Below are 19,707 nucleotides of genomic sequence, written 5' to 3'. Positions count from 1 at the left end.
CTTCATCTGATAGACAGAATTTTTGATTAGCGCCTGCTTAATACGCGGGCCTTTATGGAAGCATGCTGACTATGGCAACGATTCATGTAGACGGCAAAGAATATGATGTGAACGGAGCGGACAACCTCCTTGAGGCATGTCTCACTCTGGGCCTTGATATTCCTTACTTTTGCTGGCATCCGGCGCTGGGTAGCGTTGGATCATGCCGCCTGTGCGCGGTCAAGCAATACCAGAACGCGGAAGATACGCGCGGTCGTCTGGTCATGTCCTGTATGACGCCCGCTGCGGACGGCACCTTCATCGCGATTGACGATGAAGAAGCTAAACTGTTCCGCAAAAGCGTCGTCGAGTGGCTAATGACCAACCATCCCCACGATTGTCCGGTCTGCGAAGAGGGCGGCAACTGCCACCTACAGGACATGACGGTGATGACCGGCCACAACACCCGCCGCTATCGTTTCACCAAACGAACCCATCATAATCAGGATCTCGGGCCGTTCATCTCGCACGAAATGAACCGCTGTATCGCCTGTTATCGTTGTGTGCGTTATTACAAAGATTACGCTGATGGCAAAGACCTCGGCGTGTACGGCGCGCACGACAACGTCTACTTCGGTCGTCCCGAAGACGGCGTTCTTGAGAGCGAATTCTCCGGCAACCTGGTGGAAGTGTGCCCGACCGGGGTCTTCACCGACAAAACCCATTCCGAACGTTACAACCGTAAATGGGACATGCAGTTTGCGCCCAGCATTTGCCAGCAGTGCAGCGTGGGGTGTAACACCAGCCCCGGCGAACGTTATGGCGAACTGCGCCGTATTGAAAACCGTTTCAACGGCAGCGTGAACCACTATTTCCTGTGCGATCGCGGCCGCTTCGGCTATGGCTACGTCAACCTGAAAGATCGTCCTCGCCAGCCGCAACAGCGTCTCGGCAATGACTGGACGACGCAGAACGCCGAACAGGCGGTGCAGAGCGCGGCCAACGTTCTACGCGAGTCTAAGCAGGTCATCGGCATCGGTTCCCCACGCGCCAGTATCGAAAGCAACTTTGCGCTGCGTGAACTGGTCGGCGCAGAAAACTTCTACAGCGGCATGGCGCAGGGCGAACAGAACCGCGTTCAGCTGATGTTGAAAGTGCTGAAAGAGAGCGGTGTTCACACCCCGGCCCTTCGCGAGATTGAAGGTTACGATGCGGTGTTGGTGCTGGGCGAAGATTTGACGCAGACCGGCGCGCGCATTGCGCTTGCGGTGCGCCAGGCGGTGAAAGGCAAAGCGCGTGAAATGGCTGCCGCACAGAAAGTGGCGGACTGGCAGATCGCCGCCATCATGAATATCGGCCAGCACGCTAAGCATCCCCTCTTTGTGACTCACGTCGACAGCACCCGTCTCGATGACGTGGCGGCATGGAGCTACCACGCCCCGGTCAACGAACAGGCGCGTCTGGGTTTCGCTATCGCGCATGCGCTGGATGACGCGGCGCCGGCGGTGACCGATTTGGCAAGCGACCTTGAGCCGAAACTGGATGTCGTCGTTCAGGCGCTGGCGGGCGCGAAGAAACCGCTGATTGTCACCGGTACGCATGCGGGCAGCGAAGAGATTATCGCAGCGGCCGCCAACGTGGCCAAAGCATTAAAGGGGCGCGGTGCCGACGTCGGCATTACGTTCGTTGCCAGCGGCGCCAACAGCATGGGGCTTGGCATGATCGGCGGCGGCTCGCTGGACGAAGCGCTTGTCCGGCTGGAGTCCGGCGAGGCGGACAGCGTCGTGGTGCTCGAAAACGATCTGTATCGACATGCGTCGGCGCAGCGGATTGACGCCGCGCTCGATAACGTCGCCAATCTGATCGTGGTCGACCATCAACGCACGCGCGTCATGGATAAGGCCAACCTGATTTTGTCGGCGGCCAGCTTCGCCGAAAGTGATGGGACGCTCATCAACCAGGAAGGTCGCGCTCAGCGCTTCTTCCAGGTTTATGACCCCGCCTATTACGACAACACCACGGTCATGCTGGAAAGCTGGCGCTGGTTGCATGCGGTCAAGGCGACTATCGCCAGCCGCGAGGTGAACTGGACGCTGCTCGACCATGTGGTGGATGCCTGCGCCGCCGCGTTGCCGCAGTTAGCGGCGATCAAGGACGCCGCGCCAGACGCCTCTTTCCGCATTCGTGGTCAGAAGCTGGCGCGTGAGCCGCACCGTTACAGCGGGCGTACCGCCATGCGCGCCAACATCGACGTCAACGAACCGCGCCAGCCGCAGGATCAGGACACGATGTTCGCTTTCTCGATGGAAGGGAACAACAGTCCCGAGGCCCAAAGCCGTCAGGTCGCCTTTGCCTGGGCGCCGGGCTGGAACTCCCCGCAGGCGTGGAACAAGTTCCAGGATGAAGTCGGCGGCCATTTGCGCCACGGCGACCCGGGCGTACGATTGGTCGAAGCGGGCGAGGGCGCGTTGGACTACTTCAATCAGATCCCCGCGCCGTTTGCGGCGCAGGCGGGTCAATGGCAAGTGGCGCCTTACTACCATCTGTTTGGCAGTGAAGAAATGTCGCAGCGCGCTGACGTCATCCAGCAACGGATGCCTCAGCCATACGCGATGGTGAACCCCGAAGATGCGGCCCAGTTGGGCGTGAATCCGGGTGCGCTGCTTGAGATTGTCTGTGATGGACAGACCTTGCGTCTGCCGGTACAGGTCAGCGCCGAGTTGCGTCAAGGACAGGTAGGGTTGCCGCTGGGCTTCCCGGGCATCGCCCCGGTTCTGGCGGGTGCGACCGTTGAAACACTGCGGGAGGCGGCACAATGAGTTGGTTTACACCGGAAGTGGTGGATATTTTGATCGCCGTGCTCAAGGCGATCGTGATCCTGCTGGTCGTCGTGACCTGCGGCGCTTTCATGAGTATGGGCGAACGCCGCCTGCTGGGGTTGTTCCAGGGGCGCTACGGGCCGAACCGCGTAGGTTGGGGCGGCTCGCTGCAGCTGGTGTCGGACATGCTGAAGATGTTCTTCAAGGAGGACTGGCTGCCGCCGTTCGCCGACCGGGTCATCTTCACGCTGGCGCCGATGATTGCATTTACGTCGCTGCTGCTGTCGTTCTCCATCGTACCGATCACCCCGACCTGGGGCGTGTCCGACCTGAACATCGGTTTGCTGTTCTTCCTGATGATGGCCGGTCTGGCGGTGTATGCCGTGCTGTTCGCCGGTTGGTCCAGTAACAACAAATACTCTCTGTTGGGGGCCGTTCGCGCCTCCGCCCAGACGCTCAGCTATGAGGTGTTTCTGGGGCTGTCGCTGATGGGGGTGGTGGCTCAGGCCGGTTCATTCAACATGCGCGACATCGTCGAGAGTCAGACGCATATCTGGAACGTCATTCCGCAGTTCTTCGGGTTTGTCACTTTCGCTATCGCCGGCGTCGCGGTATGTCACCGCCATCCGTTCGACCAGCCGGAAGCGGAGCAGGAACTGGCCGACGGCTACCACATCGAATATTCCGGGATGAAATTCGGTCTATTCTTCGTCGGGGAGTACATCGGCATCGTGACCGTCTCGGCGCTGATCGTGACGTTGTTCTTTGGCGGCTGGCACGGACCTTTCCTGCCGCCGATCGTGTGGTTTGCACTCAAAACGGCCTTCTTCATGATGATGTTCATCCTGATCCGTGCTGCGTTACCCCGTCCGCGTTACGACCAGGTGATGGCTTTCGGTTGGAAGATTTGTCTGCCGTTGACGCTGCTTAACCTGTTGGCGACCGCCGCGGTCATTTTGTACAACGCTCAATAAGGGGTGAATAAACCATGACACTGAAAGAACTCTTGGTGGGTTTTGGCACCCAGGTACGCAGCATTTGCATGGTGGGGTCCAACGCGTTCAAAAAACGTGAAACCCGCATGTACCCTGAGGAGCCGGTGAATCCGCCGCCCCGTTATCGCGGTCGTATCGTGCTGACGCGCGACCCCGACGGCGACGAACGTTGCGTCGCCTGCAACTTGTGCGCCGTGGCCTGTCCTGTCGGCTGTATCTCGCTGCAAAAAGCGGAAACGAAAGACGGGCGTTGGTATCCGGAATTCTTCCGCATCAACTTCTCACGCTGCATTTTTTGCGGCATGTGTGAAGAAGCCTGTCCGACGACAGCCATCCAGCTGACGCCCGATTTTGAGATGGGTGAATTCAAACGCCAGGATCTGGTGTACGAAAAAGAAGATCTGCTGATCTCGGGGCCGGGTAAATATCCGGAATATAACTTCTACCGGATGGCCGGCATGGCTATCAATGGGAAAGACAAAGGCGAAGCCGAAAACGAAGCCAAACCCATTGATGTCAAAGGTCTGCTGCCTTAAGGAGCCAAGCATGGAATTCGCTTTTTATGCGGCTGCGTTGATTGCGGTATTGGCAACATTGCGTGTCATTACCCATACCAATCCAGTGCATGCACTACTTTATTTAATCGTGTCTCTTCTGGCCATCGCCTGCGTGTTCTTCTCGCTGGGCGCCTATTTTGCGGGCGCGTTGGAAATCATTGTCTACGCGGGCGCCATTATGGTGCTGTTCGTGTTCGTGGTGATGATGCTGAACCTCGGCAGCGCCGTGGCGGAGCAGGAAAAACAGTGGCTCAAGCCTGGTGTCTGGATCGGCCCCGGCATTTTGTCTCTGCTGCTGCTGGCGGTCATTATTAAAGGGATCTACAGCGTCACCGACGCAGGCATTCAGGGCAGCATGATTGACGCCAAAGCGGTCGGCATCACGCTGTTCGGACCTTATGTGCTGGCGGTTGAACTGGCCTCCATGTTGCTGCTGGCCGGGCTGGTCGTCGCCTTCCACGTCGGCCGTGAAGACCGGCTCGACGGCGTTGCGGATGCAGATGACGCCGATAAGAAAACAACGGAGGGACGGGCATGATTCCCCTACAACACGGTTTGCTGCTGGCGGCCATTCTTTTTGTACTGGGCCTTACCGGGCTGATTATCCGGCGCAACCTGCTGTTCATGCTGATCAGTCTGGAAATCATGATCAACGCGGCTGCGCTGGCGTTTGTCGTGGCCGGTAGCTACTGGGGTCACCCGGATGGTCAGGTGATGTACATTCTGGCGATCACGCTGGCCGCCGCCGAAGCCAGTATCGGCCTCGCGCTGCTGCTGCAGCTGTATCGTCGCCGTCAGACCCTGAATATTGATACTGTCAGTGAGATGCGCGGATGAACTTACTCTACTTAACTCTTTTATTTCCGCTACTCGGATTTCTGTTGCTGGCCTTTTCCCGCGGCCGTTGGTCTGAAAATGTCTCAGCGACCGTCGGCGTAGGCTCCGTCGGCTTGTCCGCCTTGTTGACCTGCTGGATTGGCATCGACTTCTTCAGCCATCAGCAGGGCGACGGCGTGGTGTTCTTCAATCAGCACCTGTGGACCTGGATGTCGGTGGGCAATTTCGACATCACCGTCAATCTGGCGCTGGACGGTCTGTCGCTGACCATGCTCTCGGTGGTCACCGGCGTCGGCTTTCTTATCCATCTGTACGCGTCTTGGTACATGCGAGGGGAAGAGGGCTACTCCCGCTTCTTCGCCTACACCAACCTGTTTATCGCGAGCATGCTGGTGCTGGTGCTGGCGGATAACCTGCTGTTGATGTATCTCGGCTGGGAAGGGGTAGGGCTGTGCAGCTACCTGCTGATCGGTTTCTACTACACCAATCCGAGCAACGGCGCGGCGGCGATGAAAGCGTTCATCGTGACTCGCGTCGGCGACGTCTTCCTGGCTTTCGCGCTGTTTATCCTCTATCGCGAGCTGGGCACGCTGAACTTCCGCGAACTGATGGTCTTGGCGCCGCAGCATCTGGCGGAAGGTTCGCCGGCCATTACGATGGCGACGTTGATGCTGCTGGGCGGCGCGGTCGGTAAGTCCGCGCAGCTGCCGCTGCAAACCTGGCTGGCTGACGCTATGGCGGGTCCGACGCCGGTTTCCGCGCTAATCCATGCCGCGACCATGGTCACGGCGGGCGTGTACTTGATCGCACGCACGCACGGTCTGTTCCTGATGGCGCCGGAGGTACTGCATCTGGTCGGCATCATTGGGGCGGTCACGCTGGTGCTGGCCGGTTTCGCCGCGCTGGTGCAAACGGATATCAAACGCGTGCTGGCCTATTCCACCATGAGCCAAATCGGCTACATGTTCCTGGCGCTCGGCGCGGCCGCGTGGGATGCCGCGATTTTCCATCTGATGACTCACGCGTTCTTCAAGGCGCTGCTGTTCCTGTCCTCCGGCTCGGTGATTTTGGCCTGCCACCACGAACAGAACATCTTCAAGATGGGCGGATTACGCAAAACCATTCCGCTGGTTTATGTCTGCTTCCTGGTCGGCGGGGCGGCACTGTCGGCGCTGCCGCTGGTGACGTCAGGCTTCTTCAGTAAGGATGAAATTCTGGCGGGCGCTTGGGCGAACGGACACATCAACTTCGCCATCGCCGGTTTGGCGGGCGCGTTCATGACCTCGCTCTACACCTTCAGAATGATTTTCATCGTGTTCCACGGTGAAGAAAAAACGAAAGCACACGCGCTCAAGGGGATATCCCATCACCTGCCGCTGCTGATATTGCTGGTGCTGTCTACGTTCGTCGGCGCGCTGATCGTGCCGCCGCTGCACGGTGTGCTGCCGCAAACAACGGAACTGGAACACGGGCATATGCTGACGCTGGAAATCGCGTCCGCCGTTGTCGCTGTGGTCGGTATCCTGCTGGCCGCCGCTCTGTGGCTGGGACAACGTCGCCTCGTCAACCGCATCGCCAACAGCGCGCCTGGTCGTTTCTTCTCGACCTGGTGGTTCCACGCCTGGGGCTTCGACTGGCTGTACGACAAGATCTTCGTCAAACCGTATCTGGCGATGGGCGCGCTGTTGAAACACGATCCGTTCGACAAGCTGATGACGATCCCGGCGCTGCTGGTTGCCTGGGGCAACCGTGGTCTGGCGGTCGGCCAGAACGGTCAGGTGCGCTGGTATGTCGCCTCCGTGGGTATGGGCGCCGTCGTGGTGCTGGGATTGCTGTTGCTGGCGTAATGGCAATACAGCGACTTTGAGGGTAGCGGACGCCTGATGCAGGCGTCCCTGCCGGCAGCAAGTTTCTCGTTTTCTTTATATTTAGGGACACAAAACGCCATGCTACTACCTTGGCTACTTCTTATCCCCCTGATCGGCGGTCTGCTGAGCTGGCTGTTCGAGCGATTCGGCGCCAACGTGCCGCGTTGGATTGCACTGATTACTATGGGGTTGACACTGGCGCTATCCGTACAGCTTTGGCTGCAGGGTGGCTATTCTCTGGCGGTGCCGCACGGCGTGCCGCAATGGCAGGAAGTGTTTGACGCACCGTGGATCCCGCGCTTCGGCATCGGTTTCCATCTGGCGCTGGATGGTCTGTCGCTGCTGATGGTGGTGCTGACCGCGCTGCTGGGACTGCTGTCTGTCCTGTGCTCGTGGAATGAAAAACATCGTCGCTCGGGCCTGTTCCATCTCAACCTGCTGTTGACGCTGGTCGGGGTGATCGGCGTGTTTGTGGCAGTGGACCTGTTCCTGTTCTTCTTCTTCTGGGAAATGATGCTGGTTCCGATGTACTTCCTGATCGCCGTATGGGGTCATGAAGGCGCGGACGAACGCGCGCGCAGCAAGGCCGCGACCAAGTTCTTCATCTATACGCAGACCAGCGGTCTGGTGATGTTGATCGCCATCCTGGGTCTGGTGCTGGCGCACCACGCCTCTACCGGCGTCTGGACGTTTAACTACGACGCGCTGCTGCGCACCGAAATGTCCCACGGCGTGGAATATCTGCTGATGCTGGGCTTCTTCGTCGCCTTCGCGGTGAAAATGCCGCTGGTGCCGGTACACGGCTGGTCGCCGGATGCGCATGCGCTGGCGCCGACGGCGGGGTCTGTCGATCTTTCGGGTCTGCTGATGAAAACGGCGGCCTACGGTCTGCTGCGTTTTAGCCTGCCGCTGTTCCCGACCACGTCTCACGAATTCGCGCCGATCGCCATGTGGCTGGGCGTGATCAGTATCTTCTACGGCGCCTGGCTGGCGTTCAAACAGACCGACATCAAACGTCTGGTGGCCTACACCTCCGTGTCGCATATGGGCTTCGTCATGGTCGCCATCTACTCCGGTAGTCAGCTGGCGTATCAGGGCGCAGTGGTGCAGATGATCGCGCACGGTCTGTCCGCTGCCGGGATGTTCATCATCTGCGGCCAGCTGTACGAACGCTTGCAGACGCGTGACATGCGCGAGATGGGCGGTTTGTGGGGACGTATTCGCTATCTGCCCGCCGTATCGCTGTTCTTCGCGGTGGCGACATTGGGGATGCCGGGAACCGGTAACTTCGTGGGCGAATTCATGATCCTGTTCGGCAGCTATCAGGTGGTGCCGGTGATCACGGTCATCTCCACTTTTGGTCTGGTGTTTGCCTCGGTGTACTCGTTGATCATGATGCAACGCGCTTACTACGGCGCGCCGAAATCCGACGCACCGCTGGCAGGAATGACGACGCGCGAGCTGTCCATCATCTTACTGCTGATTGTGCTGCTGGTCGCGCTGGGTATTTATCCTCAGCCGGTTCTGGATACCTCCAGCGCGGCGATGACCAATATTCAACAGTGGTTTACGTCGTCGATTCAGAGTTCCATTATTTCAACAACAAGGCTTTAATTCGCCATGACAATAACTCCTCAACAACTGATCGCGCTTTCGCCGCTACTCCTTGTCGGATTAACGGTAGTGGTTGTGATGCTGTCCATTGCGTGGCGACGCAACCACGTTGTGAATGCCTCTTTGTCCGTCATCGGTCTGGGTATTTCGCTGGCCGCCCTCTATCTGGTCGGGCAGACCGGCCCAACGGATGTGACGCCGCTGATCCGCGTGGACGGCTATTCAATGCTCTACACCGGTCTGGTGCTGGTGGCCGGTATGGCTACCTGCCTCTACGGTTACGCCTGGCTCAAGGGTTACCCGGACAACCGCGACGAGTTCTACCTGCTGGTGCTTATCGCTACGCTAGGGGGCGTGCTGCTGTCCAGCGCTAACCATCTGGCGTCGCTATTCATCGGTATTGAGCTGATTTCTCTGCCGCTGTTCGGACTGGTGGGCTACGCCTTCCGTCAGGAACGTTCGCTGGAAGCGGCCGTCAAATATATGCTGCTGTCTGCCGCCGCGTCCTCTTTCCTGCTGTTCGGGATGGCGCTGGTCTATGCTGGTTCCGGCGACCTGAGTTTCGCCAGCCTGGGCAAAAGCCTGAGCGACCAGCAACTGTATCAGCCGCTGTTGCTGGCGGGTCTGGGTATGATGATTGTGGGCATCGGCTTCAAGCTGTCACTGGCGCCGTTCCATTTGTGGACGCCGGATGTGTATCAGGGCGCGCCCGCGCCGGTCTCTACCTTTCTGGCGACGGCGAGCAAGATCGCCATCTTCGGCGCGGTCATGCGCCTGTTCCTGTACGCCCCGCTGGTCGACGGCGAGTCAGTCAGGTTGGCGTTGGCCGTGGTGGCCTTTGTCTCCATCATCGTGGGTAACGTGATGGCGGTGGCGCAAACCAATATCAAACGTCTGCTGGGCTACTCGTCCATCGCACATATGGGTTATCTGCTGGTGGCGCTGATTGCCGTGCAGTCGCATGAACTGGCGTTGGAAACCGTCGGCGTCTATCTGGTGGGCTATCTGTTTAGCAGCCTGGGCGCTTTCGGCGTCGTCAGCCTGATCTCCAGCCCTTATCGCGGTACCGATGAAGATTCGCTGGCGGCGTATCGCGGTTTGTTCTGGCGTCGCCCGGTACTGGCTGGAGCAATGTCGGTCATGATGCTGTCACTGGCGGGGATCCCGATGACGCTGGGCTTCTTCGGCAAGTTCTACGTGCTGGCGGTGAGTGTGAACGCTCAGCTGTGGTGGTTGACGGCGGCGGTTGTCGTGGGTAGCGCCATTGGCCTCTACTATTACCTGCGCGCGATGGTGAACTTGTATCTGTCCAAGCCGCCGGCTCAGGTCTCGGCTCAAAATGAAGCGGCGGTATGCCCGTTCTCGCTGGCTGGCATTGTGGTAGTGGTTTCCGCCATCATTATTGTCGCGCTGGGCCTTTACCCTCAGCCGCTTATCTCGCTGGTACAGATGGCACAGCCATTGATGTAACCCGTGATAGGTTCAAGACGATGAAAGCCGCGACGTGTCGCGGCTTTTTTTATGACGGTGGCCAGATAATCAGGAATTATCTGTCTCAATTCGGCCCCGCATCGGCGCCAGGTTATCTATAGTTAAAGGGTTAGCGCATTTTCACCAACAGGAGAAAATAATGGCACCGCATGATAAACAGTCACATGAAGTGAGTATTGAGGACGATGTAAAACTGCTGTCCACCACGCTGGACGAGCTATTGAAATATTCCGGCGACTACGCAGACAGCGCTTTTCAAGATCTTAAAAAACAGGCTTATGACTCGCTGCAGGATGTTCGCTCTCGTCTCGAGCCGTCCAAAGGTTGCTGCCACCGGGCTAAAAAGTTTGCGAAGAAGGCGGACAGCTATATTCAGGACAACCCGTGGCATGGCTTAGGTATCGGTGCGTCTGTTGGACTGGTGCTCGGGATTTTACTCGCCCGCAAGTAATGTTGCTCTCGTGACGTCGGATTGTGCCGACGTTGTTCACTAAAACAGGCGCCGTATCCCAATGATGGGGTACGGCGCCTGTTCTTTTATGCGTCTATGCGTCAGACGCTGCGGGTGTCAATACGCTTCAGGCGTTAAGCGTACCGTCAATCAGGGTACGACTGTAGCCGCCAATCCACGGTTGACCGTCGATGTATGCGACATTGACGCGTCCGTTACGGTACAACATGGTCCCCTGACGCACGCAGTATCCCAGCTTCTTCGTCATTTTTTCCAGATCGTGACCATGCTGCAACGCGCGGGCGATACAGGCGTTCGCACTGCCGGTCACCGGATCTTCAATCACGGTATCCAGCGGGAAAAACGCCCGGACTTCGTAATCGGTCGGCGTCGCGTTTTCGTGCGGGCCATAGATAGCGATACCGTCGGCGTGGGTCTCCGCCAGCAGTTTTTCGAACGCAGGCTGAGCAATTCTGACGCCCAGACAGGACGCGGCGCTGTCCATGCGTACGATCATCCAGCTTATCCCCATATTGACGACCGTGGGGGGCACGTCGCCGTGTCGATGATGGCTGCCAAGCGCCGCATCAATCAAGGCGTAGTGGCTGGCATCCACCGGATCGATTGTGGCTTCCGGCGCTCTGAAGGCCAGTAGACCGTTGTCCGACAGATTAATGGGGATCAGGCCGACGCCGCACTGCTGAATCAGTTGCCCCGGCACGTGCGGCGTGAGTCCCGCTTCCAGCAAAGCATGCGCCGTCCCGAGCGTGGGGTGGCCCGCAAAAGGCAGCTCCTGCGACGGCGTGAAAATACGAACCAGGTAATCCGCCGTGGGGTCAGTGGGCGGCAGCACAAAAGTGGTTTCAGAGAGATTAGTCCACCGGGCGATGGCCTGCATCTGCTCATCACTCAGCCCTTCAGCGTCCAGAATGACGGCCAGCGGGTTACCTTGGAAATCATGGTGGGTGAAGACATCGACCTGTTTAAACTGACGCTCTGATGACATTTGCGCTTCCTTCAAGGGGTTTACGACATATTAAGTTTTTTTATTCAAGATTAGCACTTGTTTATATTCAGAATCTCATAGAAACCCTTCTGGTCAAATAGTGTTCGAATATGGCCGGGATTCTGAGGGCCGCTTATGGCATAATGTGCGGCAAATCACACTTAGATCTGAGTAAATACTGTGCTGGTAACGAATAACATAACGATGCAATTCGGCAGTAAGCCGCTTTTTGAAAACATTTCCGTCAAATTCGGCGGCGGCAACCGCTATGGCCTGATCGGCGCCAACGGCTGCGGTAAATCCACCTTTATGAAAATTCTGGGCGGCGACCTGACCCCCAGCGGCGGCAATGTTTCTCTGGATCCTAACGAACGTCTCGGCAAGCTGCGCCAGGACCAGTTCGCGTTTGAACAATACTCGGTGTTGGACACGGTCATCATGGGCCATGCCGAACTGTGGGACGTGAAAGAAGAGCGCGATCGCATCTACGCGCTGCCGGAAATGAGCGAAGAAGACGGCTATAAAGTGGCCGATCTGGAAGTCAAGTACGGTGAAATGGACGGCTACAGCGCCGAGGCCCGCGCGGGCGAACTGTTGCTGGGCGTAGGGATCCCGCTGGAGCAGCATTACGGTCCGATGAGCGAAGTCGCGCCGGGCTGGAAACTGCGTGTGCTGTTGGCGCAGGCGCTGTTCGCCAACCCGGATATTCTGCTTCTCGATGAACCGACCAACAACCTGGACATCGATACCATTCGCTGGCTGGAGCAGGTGCTGAACGAACGTAACAGCACCATGATCATCATTTCCCATGACCGCCACTTCCTGAACATGGTGTGTACGCACATGGCGGATCTGGATTACGGCGAACTGCGCCTGTACCCGGGCAACTACGACGAATACATGACGGCCGCCACGCAGGCGCGTGAGCGTCTGGTGGCAGACAACGCCAAGAAGAAGGCACAGATTGCCGAGCTGCAGTCGTTCGTCAGCCGTTTTAGCGCCAACGCCTCTAAATCTCGTCAGGCCACGTCGCGTGCGCGCCAGATCGACAAAATCCAGCTGGAAGAGATCAAGGCTTCCAGTCGTCAGAACCCCTTCATCCGTTTCGAGCAGGATAAAAAGCTGTTCCGTAACGCGCTGGAAATTGAGGATCTGGCGAAAGGATTCGACAACGGCCCGCTGTTCAGCAAGCTTAAACTGCTGATCGAAGTCGGCGAGAAAGTCGCGGTGCTCGGGACCAACGGGATTGGTAAAACCACGCTGTTGAAAACGCTGGTTGGCGATCTGGCACCGGATGTCGGTACCGTCAAATGGTCCGAAAATGTGCAGATTGGCTACTACGCGCAGGATCACGAATATGAGTTCGACGATGAGCTGACGGTTTTCGACTGGATGAGCCAGTGGAAGCAGGAAAACGACGACGAGCAGGCCGTACGCAGCGTACTGGGCCGCCTGCTGTTCTCGCAGGACGACATTCGCAAGAAAGTGAAGGTACTGTCCGGGGGGGAAAAAGGGCGCATGTTGTTCGGCAAGCTGATGATGCAGCGTCCTAACGTGCTGATCATGGATGAACCGACCAACCACCTGGATATGGAGTCCATCGAATCGCTGAACATGGCGCTCGAGATGTATCAGGGGACGTTGGTCTTCGTCTCGCACGACCGTGAGTTCGTGAGCTCGCTGGCCACCCGTGTGCTGGAAATCACGCCTGAGAAAGTGATCGACTTCACCGGAAGCTATGAAGATTACCTGCGCAGCCGCGGCATCGAATAACGTCCGTTAGTCGCGGTTTTCATCGCATCGTCTGGAGCCGTCGCCTGTGCGACGGCTTTTTTGTGTCCGTTATGCGATGGTGGGCTTAGCGCGTTTCCTGTCAATCTGGGGCGCGAAAGCAGCACGACAGGTCGCGTATCCGGAGCAATAGACGTCAGCGTCCAACAGGGTTTGGGTGGGCGATGACAAACGGCCACGGGAGTGCTACGTTCTGCGTTATTCCTTTCTCGATGGCTTGAAGAAAAACAGATGAAGCGTGCTGAAAAACCGATTTTGATTATCCAAATGGGCGAACCGCCTGCGCCTATCGCCGCCGCCGTCGGCCAGCAGTCGGACTGGTTTCGCAGCGCGCTGGCGCCGCTGGAACTTGGCGAACTGCTGATGGTGCGCCCCGACTTGAATGAGACGCTGCCGCCGCCTTCTGCGCTAAGCGCCGCGATAGTGACCGGTTCGTGGGCGATGGTCACCGACCGCCTGGATTGGAGTGAACGCACGGGGGCATGGCTGCGGCGGGCCGTGGACGAACAGCTGCCGCTGCTGGGCGTATGCTATGGACATCAGCTGTTGGCAGACGCATTGGGCGGAACGGTGACTGATAATCCGCAGGGGAAAGAAGTGGGGTTGGAAACCGTGTCGCTCAAACCGGCGGCGGCTCAGGATGCGTTGCTGTCCGAACTGCCGACAGAATTTAGCGCCTATCTGACGCATCTCCAGTCCGTCGTCACACCGCCGCCAGGCGCGCAGGTGTTAGCGTCATCGACGCTGGACGGCTGTCAGATCCTACGTTATTCGCCCACGACGTTGTCCTTCCAGTTTCATCCGGAAATGGATGCGAGCGTGATGAACGCCTGTCTGAAAAACAACCGTCAGCCGACGCTGACGGTGTCGGAAGAACCCCTTTGGGCGCGTCGCCTGCTGGTGGAATTTGTGCGTCAGGCACGGTTGGCGCGGGCCGCGGCGACAGAGGCAGGTTCGGAGTAGTCCGGTTGTCGCACGAATTCAGTGAGTTATGGTCACTCCCTCAGATTAGCGTAGAGGGAGGACAATTGATGTATTTACGCCCTGATGAAGTAGCTCAAGTATTTGAGAAAGAAGGATTTACTCGCGATACCGTGACGGACAAAGCGTATGGATTCTACAAAGGCGAACACTACGTTTATGTGAATCGCGAGGCCAGAATGGGGCGTACCGCCGTGGTTATCCACCCCAGTCAGGGTGCGAAAAGTCTGAAATACGCCCATCCCGCGGAAACGCTGCGCAGCAGTCCGGCCTATGAGCGCTTCCCGCTCGACCCCGAGTCTGAAACTCCGTCTTATGTGGGCATTCCGCACGGTTTCACCTCACGCGCTATGCTGTCTCGCTATCTTGAGCGCATGTTCGGCTGATGTTTATCATGCGCCTGCGGTGAGCTAATGGCTCATCGTTATGTCGATGGGCCGTGAGCGATTCGCGGCCTGCAAAGATCGCCCGATCACGGGGCAACGCATTGAACGTTTTTCCGATGGCATACGCAGGTTCTGCGGGGGAGTGAAACGCCTCCCGCTGACCACTACCACACCGCGACACGATTCCTCCCGCACGACGCTTTTGCGTCACAAAACCCCTTCTGCCGCGCGAAAACGGTTAAAAAGGTAATTTCGTCCTACACTTAAAGTGATACGGTCAATGTCGCACCGGATCGTTCCAGCGGCCGGCGCCGCGGGAAACGAATATCGCATGTGGGGTATACTCCCCTTGGAAGCGCGTCGTTCTGGCTGATTACGGCCAGTCCGTCACTGTCACTACAACCGGAAAAGAACCCTGATGAGTATTCATATTGTTCCTCAGGAACAGCCAGCAGGCGAAGCGGCGACGTCCACACTGGGAACGGTCCCGTCGTTGCTGTTCGCTAATTTGAAAAGCCTGTACAGCGGCCGCGCCGAACGGCTGCGTCAATTGGCGGATAACCACCCGCTGGGCGACTACCTGACGTTTGCCGCGCAGGTAGTGGAAGCGCAGCAGCATGTTCAACACGACCATCCGTTGACGATGGACTTCACACGCCTTGTGCAAACCGGCGGACAGCCGCCGTTGGATGCCGCGCATTTTCGTCGCGATGCGCATTGGCTCACGCTATTGCAGGCGTTGATTGAAGAGTTAAAGCCGCAGATGAGCGGCCAGATCCTTAGCGCGCTGGAAAATCTGGAAAAGATGTCTGGGCCGGAGAAGGAAGCGTTGGCCGATGCGCTCTTCAGTCAGTCTTTTTGCGCCGAGAGCAATGATAAAGCGCCGTTCGTGTGGGCCGCGCTGTCGCTGTATTGGGCGCAAATGGCCAGCCAACTGCCCGGTCAGGTGCTCCCGGAGGAGGGCGAACATCGCCAGTTCTGTCCGGTCTGCGGCGGCATTCCCGTGTCCGGCGTGGTGCACATGGGGGCGGAAAGCGGCCTGCGCTATCTGCACTGCAACCTGTGTGAAACAGAGTGGCATATGGCGCGCGTGAAATGCAGCAACTGTGAACAGTCCGAACAGCTGAGTTACTGGTCGTTGGATGACGATAGTATGGCGTCTCATCAAACGGAAAGCTGTGGCGATTGCGGCACCTACATCAAACTGCTCTATCAGGAAAAAGACTGCCGGGTGGAAGCGGTGGCGGACGATCTGGCCTCCCTGGTGCTGGATATCAGAATGGAAGAAGAAGGTTTCTTTCGTAGCAGTATCAATCCCTTCCTGTTCCCGGAAAGCGCTATCTGATACGCATGAAGGGGGAGGCGACAACGCTCTGGCGACAGGGCGTTGTCGGACGGAGCGGCTTAGGCCGCTCGCGTTTTAACGACTAGCAGCACGTAAGACAGCACCGCCAGCCCATAACACCCAAGCATGACCAGTGCCATCGACGTGGCGCTGGTGCCCGCCAGCCCGGTCAACGGGACGCTCAACGCCCCCAGCGCGAACATACTCAGACCAATCAGCGCTGACGCGCTCCCCGCCTGATTTCCCTGACTTTGCATTGCCAGCGCGGACGCGCAGGGGCCAATGACACCGATCATCGCGACGGCGAAAAACAGCGGCACCAGAATCCACACCAGCGACGCCTGCGTCAGACCGGCGGCGAGCAGTATCGCAGAGGCCAGCACCGCAATCGTCAACCCCACGCGCAGCACGCGTTCTTCCCGATGGTGTCGGCTAAAGCGCGCGGACAGCTGTCCGGCGACAATCAGCCCGATACCGTTCAGGGCGAAACACAGGCTGAAGGTTTGTGGGCTTAACCCGTAGATTTGCTGTAAGACGAACGGCGAAGCGCCGATATAGGCGAACATGCCTGCGCCTGACAGCCCTTGCGCCAGACACATTCCCATAAACTGACGTTCCCGCAGCAGCCCGCCAAGCGACGACAGCATCGCGCTCAGGCCGCCGCTGATTCGCCGCTCTTGCGGCAACGTTTCTCGCATCCTGAATGCGGACAAGAGCAGTAACAGCATCGCGACGGTCGCTAGCGCGACGAAGATGCCGCGCCAGTCGGTGAGGCCCATCAGCGCACCGCCCAACACCGGCGCAAAGATCGGCGCCAACCCGTTCACCAACATCAATAAGGCGAAAAAGCGGGTCAGTTCATGTCCGGCGTACAGGTCGCGGGCCACCGCGCGCGATAAAACAGCGCCGCCAGCACCGGCAATGCCCTGTAACAGACGCGCCGCCAGCAGTTGATGGATATCGGTAGCGAGGGCGCACCCTATCGACGCGGCCAGCAGCAGCGCCAGCGAAAACAGCAGGGGGCGCATTCGGCCGAGCGCATCGCTGAGCGGGCCAAAAATCAGCTGACCGCCGCCGAGTCCCAGCAGCCCGGCGGTCAGGCTGAGCTGCGCGGTAGACGTGTTGGTACTGAGCTCGGTCGTCAGTTGAGGCAGCGCCGGCAGATATAAATCGGTACACAGCGGGCCCAGTGCGGCCAGCGAACCCAGCATGAGCGCATAGCCAAGACGGGTAGGGGAGTGGGTTTTCATAAAGCCTCATCTTCCGAAAAAAGCAGGTTAATGATGTGTTGATAGAGCTGATGTAATTCCGCCCGCGGAGCGGAAAACGCCAACAGCGAGCGCGTCGAGGTGCCTTGCACCAGCGCGGCCATCAGTTCTACCCGCGCGGCGATAGACGCCTGGGAGAGCCGAGGATAGCGTTTTTGCAGCATCAGGCAGGCTTGATTGAAAATACGTGCGTCGGCGGCTTTGAGGATCTCCGCCACGCGCGGATTACGGCTGGCCTCGGCCGTGGCTTCGAGCATCAATGCGTTGTCGTCGCTGTCGTGGTACATCTCATCGTAGGGCGCGTTGCCGACCAGAATGTCCGGCATGCGCACGGTATGGTTCAAATCCTGTTCCAGCGGCGCGATCCTGGCTTCTGCGATGCGGTAAACCATCTCCTCGATAATCGCGTCCTTGTTGGCGAAATAGCGATAAATCTGTCCGACGCTCAATTCAGCGACGCGGGCAATTTCCGCCATCCCTGCGCCGTGGAAGCCTGCCCGGCGAAAACACTGACGCGCGGCGGCAATGATGCGATCCTCTCGCTCGCGGAAAGAGTGATGTTTTGGCGTTTCTGACGGCATGGTTGGCTCCGACCGACACGCGGCGAAAGTGGGCGGCGGTCTGTAAATGATAAGGCACGATAATTATCGCCACGTGCTTTTGTGTAAATTGAGAATGAACGTTCATTCTCAATTTGGTGAAATCTTAGATGAGTTCCTTGAATAGGGCAAGTTCCTCAACCAGCCGCGCTGGCGAAGAATCATCCCCTTTCCGATGAGTTTTAAGCCTGTAATACCGGGCGTGTCGCGCAGTGGCGAGCGCGGGGTTTTCCTCTATGCTTTTAACATCGCGTTGCCAAACAGCCGGTAAGCGTCGCGTTTCAAAATAACGTGGTTCTGGTTAAGTGATTGTAAAAAAAGACGATTGCGCCCGCCGATATTTGTCCGCGTGATGATAATGGGAATTTGACCCGCTCCCCGCCATATCGCATTATGGGCGCGCTTACGGGGGCCGTAGGATGGATTCCCCGTCAGGCGGCCTTCGGGACGGTATGTCACGGTGACGTCATCACACAATGTGTTCGCAATGGCGCAAGATGAATGGCCTACCACGCGCAATCATGAGAGCGCTGTGCGACCTGACATGCTCCCCGTTGGGGATCCAAAACAATTATAACCATCGCGCCGTATCCCAGATTCCGTTCAGAGTGGCTGAAACGCTTGCGCAGCGTTGGGCGCTATTTCTGGCAGCGGGAACGGCCGAGATCAAGGGACTACCATGATAAAAGCTACACGCAGCCTGCTGGCACTTGCCGGCCTTTTTTTGAGTATCGGTTATGTACAGGCTTCAGACTGTATTGAAACCCGTGCCGGGTTCGACATTGGCTCCGGCACCACCAAAGCGATGGTCGCGGAGGTGGACGTTTGCCACGGCGTACTCGGCAATATCTTGTATCAACACGAACAACCAGTCGGTTACAACGCGGATCTAGCGCGTTCCCTTAACGGCGATCTGAGCCCGGCGATTGCCAATGAAGGGCTGGCGACGCTGCAGTCGCTGCTCCATGAGGTGAATCAGTGGCACCCGACCCGCATCAGCGGCGTGGCGACGGAGGTTTTTCGTTCCGCCAGCAACGGCGAGCAGGTGATCGCCGACTTTGAGCGCAACACCGGACTGTCCATCAAAGTCCTTAGCCAGGAACAGGAAGCGCTGCTGGGATTTATGTCCGCGAAAGCCACGCTGAACCAACCCGCGCTGAGCAATAGCGACATTCTGGTGTGGGACATCGGCGGCGGTTCTATGCAGATGACCAGCTTCGAGCCGATCAACGGTCACCTAAAGCCGGTTGTCTATCTGGGCAAGCTGGCGGCGGTCAGCCTGAAGGATATGGTGATTGATGTTTTCCAGAACAAGGAGTTGCGGGCGGTCTCCTCACCTAACCCGGTCGGCGATCAACTGCCGATGATCCTGCGTTTTGTTCGTTTCTACGCGACGACGCATGTTCGGCCCGAGATCCGTCTTGCCGCCGCGCGCAAGCTGGTCATCGGGATCGGCGGCGTACACAGCTACTCCATTTCCGGCCAGCTCGGCACGGGGCGCAACAGCTATCGTCTGGAGGAGTTGAAGAACATCGTCGGCAAAAAGAGCCATATGGACGACTCGCAGTTACAGGGCAAATACAAAGCCACGGACGTGACGAACCTGTTGCTGGTTGAAGGCTTCATGGAGGCACTTGATATTTCAGAAGTTCATGTGGTGAAAGCCAGCCTGATTCAGGGCGTTTTGTTGCAGTAATTTCTGCCCGCTCTATCTGCGCAG

17 protein-coding genes are annotated in these 19,707 nt (G+C 58.1%); 14 read left to right on the top strand and 3 right to left on the bottom strand.

The window, feature by feature from the left end:
• Positions 1–71: 71 nt before the first annotated feature.
• The 9 genes from nuoG (at position 72) to CKQ53_RS16805 (ending at position 10,611) form a co-directional block, all read left to right on the top strand.
• On the top strand, positions 72–2,798 hold the full coding sequence (gene nuoG / locus CKQ53_RS16845; protein ID WP_094117482.1) for an NADH-quinone oxidoreductase subunit NuoG: 2,727 nt from the start codon (positions 72–74) through the stop codon (positions 2,796–2,798).
• Positions 2,795–3,772: an NADH-quinone oxidoreductase subunit NuoH gene (nuoH, locus tag CKQ53_RS16840; protein WP_085650986.1), complete on the top strand. Its 978-nt coding sequence runs from the start codon at positions 2,795–2,797 to the stop codon at positions 3,770–3,772. The genes nuoG and nuoH overlap by 4 nt, the downstream gene beginning before the upstream one ends.
• Positions 3,773–3,786: 14 nt before the next feature.
• Positions 3,787–4,329, top strand: a complete 543-nt coding sequence (gene nuoI / locus CKQ53_RS16835; protein WP_026739920.1) for an NADH-quinone oxidoreductase subunit NuoI — start codon at positions 3,787–3,789, stop codon at positions 4,327–4,329.
• Positions 4,330–4,339: 10 nt separating this feature from the next.
• Positions 4,340–4,888, top strand: a complete 549-nt coding sequence (gene nuoJ, locus CKQ53_RS16830) for an NADH-quinone oxidoreductase subunit J (RefSeq protein WP_094117419.1) — start codon at positions 4,340–4,342, stop codon at positions 4,886–4,888.
• Positions 4,885–5,187 (top strand): NADH-quinone oxidoreductase subunit NuoK, encoded by a 303-nt coding sequence (nuoK, locus tag CKQ53_RS16825; RefSeq protein WP_085650984.1) that lies wholly within the window; start codon positions 4,885–4,887, stop codon positions 5,185–5,187. The genes nuoJ and nuoK overlap by 4 nt, the downstream gene beginning before the upstream one ends.
• Positions 5,184–7,034 (top strand): NADH-quinone oxidoreductase subunit L, encoded by a 1,851-nt coding sequence (gene nuoL, locus CKQ53_RS16820; RefSeq protein WP_085650983.1) that lies wholly within the window; start codon positions 5,184–5,186, stop codon positions 7,032–7,034. The genes nuoK and nuoL overlap by 4 nt, the downstream gene beginning before the upstream one ends.
• A 99-nt stretch (positions 7,035–7,133) precedes the next feature.
• Positions 7,134–8,669 carry an NADH-quinone oxidoreductase subunit M gene (gene nuoM / locus CKQ53_RS16815; RefSeq protein ID WP_094117420.1) on the top strand — a complete coding sequence of 512 codons (1,536 nt, stop codon included), beginning with the start codon at positions 7,134–7,136 and terminating at the stop codon, positions 8,667–8,669.
• A gap of 6 nt (positions 8,670–8,675) precedes the next feature.
• Complete coding sequence (gene nuoN / locus CKQ53_RS16810) at positions 8,676–10,139, top strand: NADH-quinone oxidoreductase subunit NuoN (protein WP_118895213.1); 1,464 nt, start codon at positions 8,676–8,678, stop codon at positions 10,137–10,139.
• A 160-nt stretch (positions 10,140–10,299) separates the two neighbouring features.
• On the top strand, positions 10,300–10,611 hold the full coding sequence (locus CKQ53_RS16805) for a DUF883 family protein (protein WP_085650980.1): 312 nt from the start codon (positions 10,300–10,302) through the stop codon (positions 10,609–10,611).
• A gap of 127 nt (positions 10,612–10,738) precedes the next feature.
• Here the strand turns inward: CKQ53_RS16805 and CKQ53_RS16800 are convergent, their stop codons facing one another.
• Positions 10,739–11,617 carry a PhzF family phenazine biosynthesis protein gene (locus tag CKQ53_RS16800; protein ID WP_094117421.1) on the bottom strand — a complete coding sequence of 293 codons (879 nt, stop codon included), beginning with the start codon at positions 11,615–11,617 and terminating at the stop codon, positions 10,739–10,741.
• 180 nt (positions 11,618–11,797) lie between these two features.
• Between CKQ53_RS16800 and CKQ53_RS16795 the strand changes: the two genes are divergently transcribed.
• From CKQ53_RS16795 to fdhE, 4 genes are all read left to right on the top strand, one after another.
• On the top strand, positions 11,798–13,390 hold the full coding sequence (locus tag CKQ53_RS16795) for an ABC-F family ATPase (protein WP_085650978.1): 1,593 nt from the start codon (positions 11,798–11,800) through the stop codon (positions 13,388–13,390).
• A 249-nt stretch (positions 13,391–13,639) separates the two neighbouring features.
• Positions 13,640–14,371: a glutamine amidotransferase gene (locus tag CKQ53_RS16790; RefSeq protein WP_085650977.1), complete on the top strand. Its 732-nt coding sequence runs from the start codon at positions 13,640–13,642 to the stop codon at positions 14,369–14,371.
• A 68-nt stretch (positions 14,372–14,439) separates the two neighbouring features.
• Entirely contained in the window at positions 14,440–14,775 is a 336-nt protein-coding gene (locus CKQ53_RS16785) for a DUF2002 family protein (RefSeq protein ID WP_085650976.1), read from the top strand.
• Positions 14,776–15,193: 418 nt separating this feature from the next.
• Entirely contained in the window at positions 15,194–16,120 is a 927-nt protein-coding gene (gene fdhE, locus CKQ53_RS16780; RefSeq protein WP_085650975.1) for a formate dehydrogenase accessory protein FdhE, read from the top strand.
• A 59-nt stretch (positions 16,121–16,179) separates the two neighbouring features.
• Here fdhE and CKQ53_RS16775 read toward each other — a convergent pair whose 3' ends face one another.
• Positions 16,180–17,370 (bottom strand): multidrug effflux MFS transporter, encoded by a 1,191-nt coding sequence (locus CKQ53_RS16775; protein ID WP_094117422.1) that lies wholly within the window; start codon positions 17,368–17,370, stop codon positions 16,180–16,182.
• Positions 17,367–17,969, bottom strand: a complete 603-nt coding sequence (locus tag CKQ53_RS16770) for a TetR/AcrR family transcriptional regulator (protein WP_094117423.1) — start codon at positions 17,967–17,969, stop codon at positions 17,367–17,369. Before CKQ53_RS16770 ends, CKQ53_RS16775 begins: the two co-directional genes overlap by 4 nt.
• 697 nt (positions 17,970–18,666) lie before the next feature.
• Between CKQ53_RS16770 and CKQ53_RS16765 the strand changes: the two genes are divergently transcribed.
• Positions 18,667–19,683 (top strand): Ppx/GppA phosphatase family protein, encoded by a 1,017-nt coding sequence (locus CKQ53_RS16765; RefSeq protein ID WP_094117424.1) that lies wholly within the window; start codon positions 18,667–18,669, stop codon positions 19,681–19,683.
• The last annotated feature ends 24 nt before the right edge of the window (positions 19,684–19,707 follow it).

This window comes from Lonsdalea britannica (assembly GCF_003515985.1).
Taxonomy (GTDB): Bacteria; Pseudomonadota; Gammaproteobacteria; order Enterobacterales; family Enterobacteriaceae; genus Lonsdalea; species Lonsdalea britannica.
The sequence above is the reverse complement of the archived record's forward strand: the minus strand, read 5'-3'. Positions and strand labels throughout refer to the sequence as shown.

Bases quoted from the DNA above. Each gene is read 5' to 3' on its own strand.
- CKQ53_RS16785 (WP_085650976.1), top strand. From the start codon at position 14,440: ATGTATTTACGCCCTGATGAAGTAGCTCAAGTATTTGAGAAAGAAGGA.
- nuoK (WP_085650984.1), top strand. From the start codon at position 4,885: ATGATTCCCCTACAACACGGTTTGCTGCTGGCGGCCATTCTTTTTGTA.
- nuoJ (WP_094117419.1), top strand. From the start codon at position 4,340: ATGGAATTCGCTTTTTATGCGGCTGCGTTGATTGCGGTATTGGCAACA.
- nuoG (WP_094117482.1), top strand. From the start codon at position 72: ATGGCAACGATTCATGTAGACGGCAAAGAATATGATGTGAACGGAGCG.
- nuoH (WP_085650986.1), top strand. From the start codon at position 2,795: ATGAGTTGGTTTACACCGGAAGTGGTGGATATTTTGATCGCCGTGCTC.
- nuoN (WP_118895213.1), top strand. From the start codon at position 8,676: ATGACAATAACTCCTCAACAACTGATCGCGCTTTCGCCGCTACTCCTT.
- CKQ53_RS16770 (WP_094117423.1), bottom strand. From the start codon at position 17,969: ATGCCGTCAGAAACGCCAAAACATCACTCTTTCCGCGAGCGAGAGGAT.
- CKQ53_RS16805 (WP_085650980.1), top strand. From the start codon at position 10,300: ATGGCACCGCATGATAAACAGTCACATGAAGTGAGTATTGAGGACGAT.
- fdhE (WP_085650975.1), top strand. From the start codon at position 15,194: ATGAGTATTCATATTGTTCCTCAGGAACAGCCAGCAGGCGAAGCGGCG.
- CKQ53_RS16790 (WP_085650977.1), top strand. From the start codon at position 13,640: ATGAAGCGTGCTGAAAAACCGATTTTGATTATCCAAATGGGCGAACCG.
- nuoL (WP_085650983.1), top strand. From the start codon at position 5,184: ATGAACTTACTCTACTTAACTCTTTTATTTCCGCTACTCGGATTTCTG.
- CKQ53_RS16765 (WP_094117424.1), top strand. From the start codon at position 18,667: ATGATAAAAGCTACACGCAGCCTGCTGGCACTTGCCGGCCTTTTTTTG.
- nuoI (WP_026739920.1), top strand. From the start codon at position 3,787: ATGACACTGAAAGAACTCTTGGTGGGTTTTGGCACCCAGGTACGCAGC.
- nuoM (WP_094117420.1), top strand. From the start codon at position 7,134: ATGCTACTACCTTGGCTACTTCTTATCCCCCTGATCGGCGGTCTGCTG.
- CKQ53_RS16775 (WP_094117422.1), bottom strand. From the start codon at position 17,370: ATGAAAACCCACTCCCCTACCCGTCTTGGCTATGCGCTCATGCTGGGT.
- CKQ53_RS16800 (WP_094117421.1), bottom strand. From the start codon at position 11,617: ATGTCATCAGAGCGTCAGTTTAAACAGGTCGATGTCTTCACCCACCAT.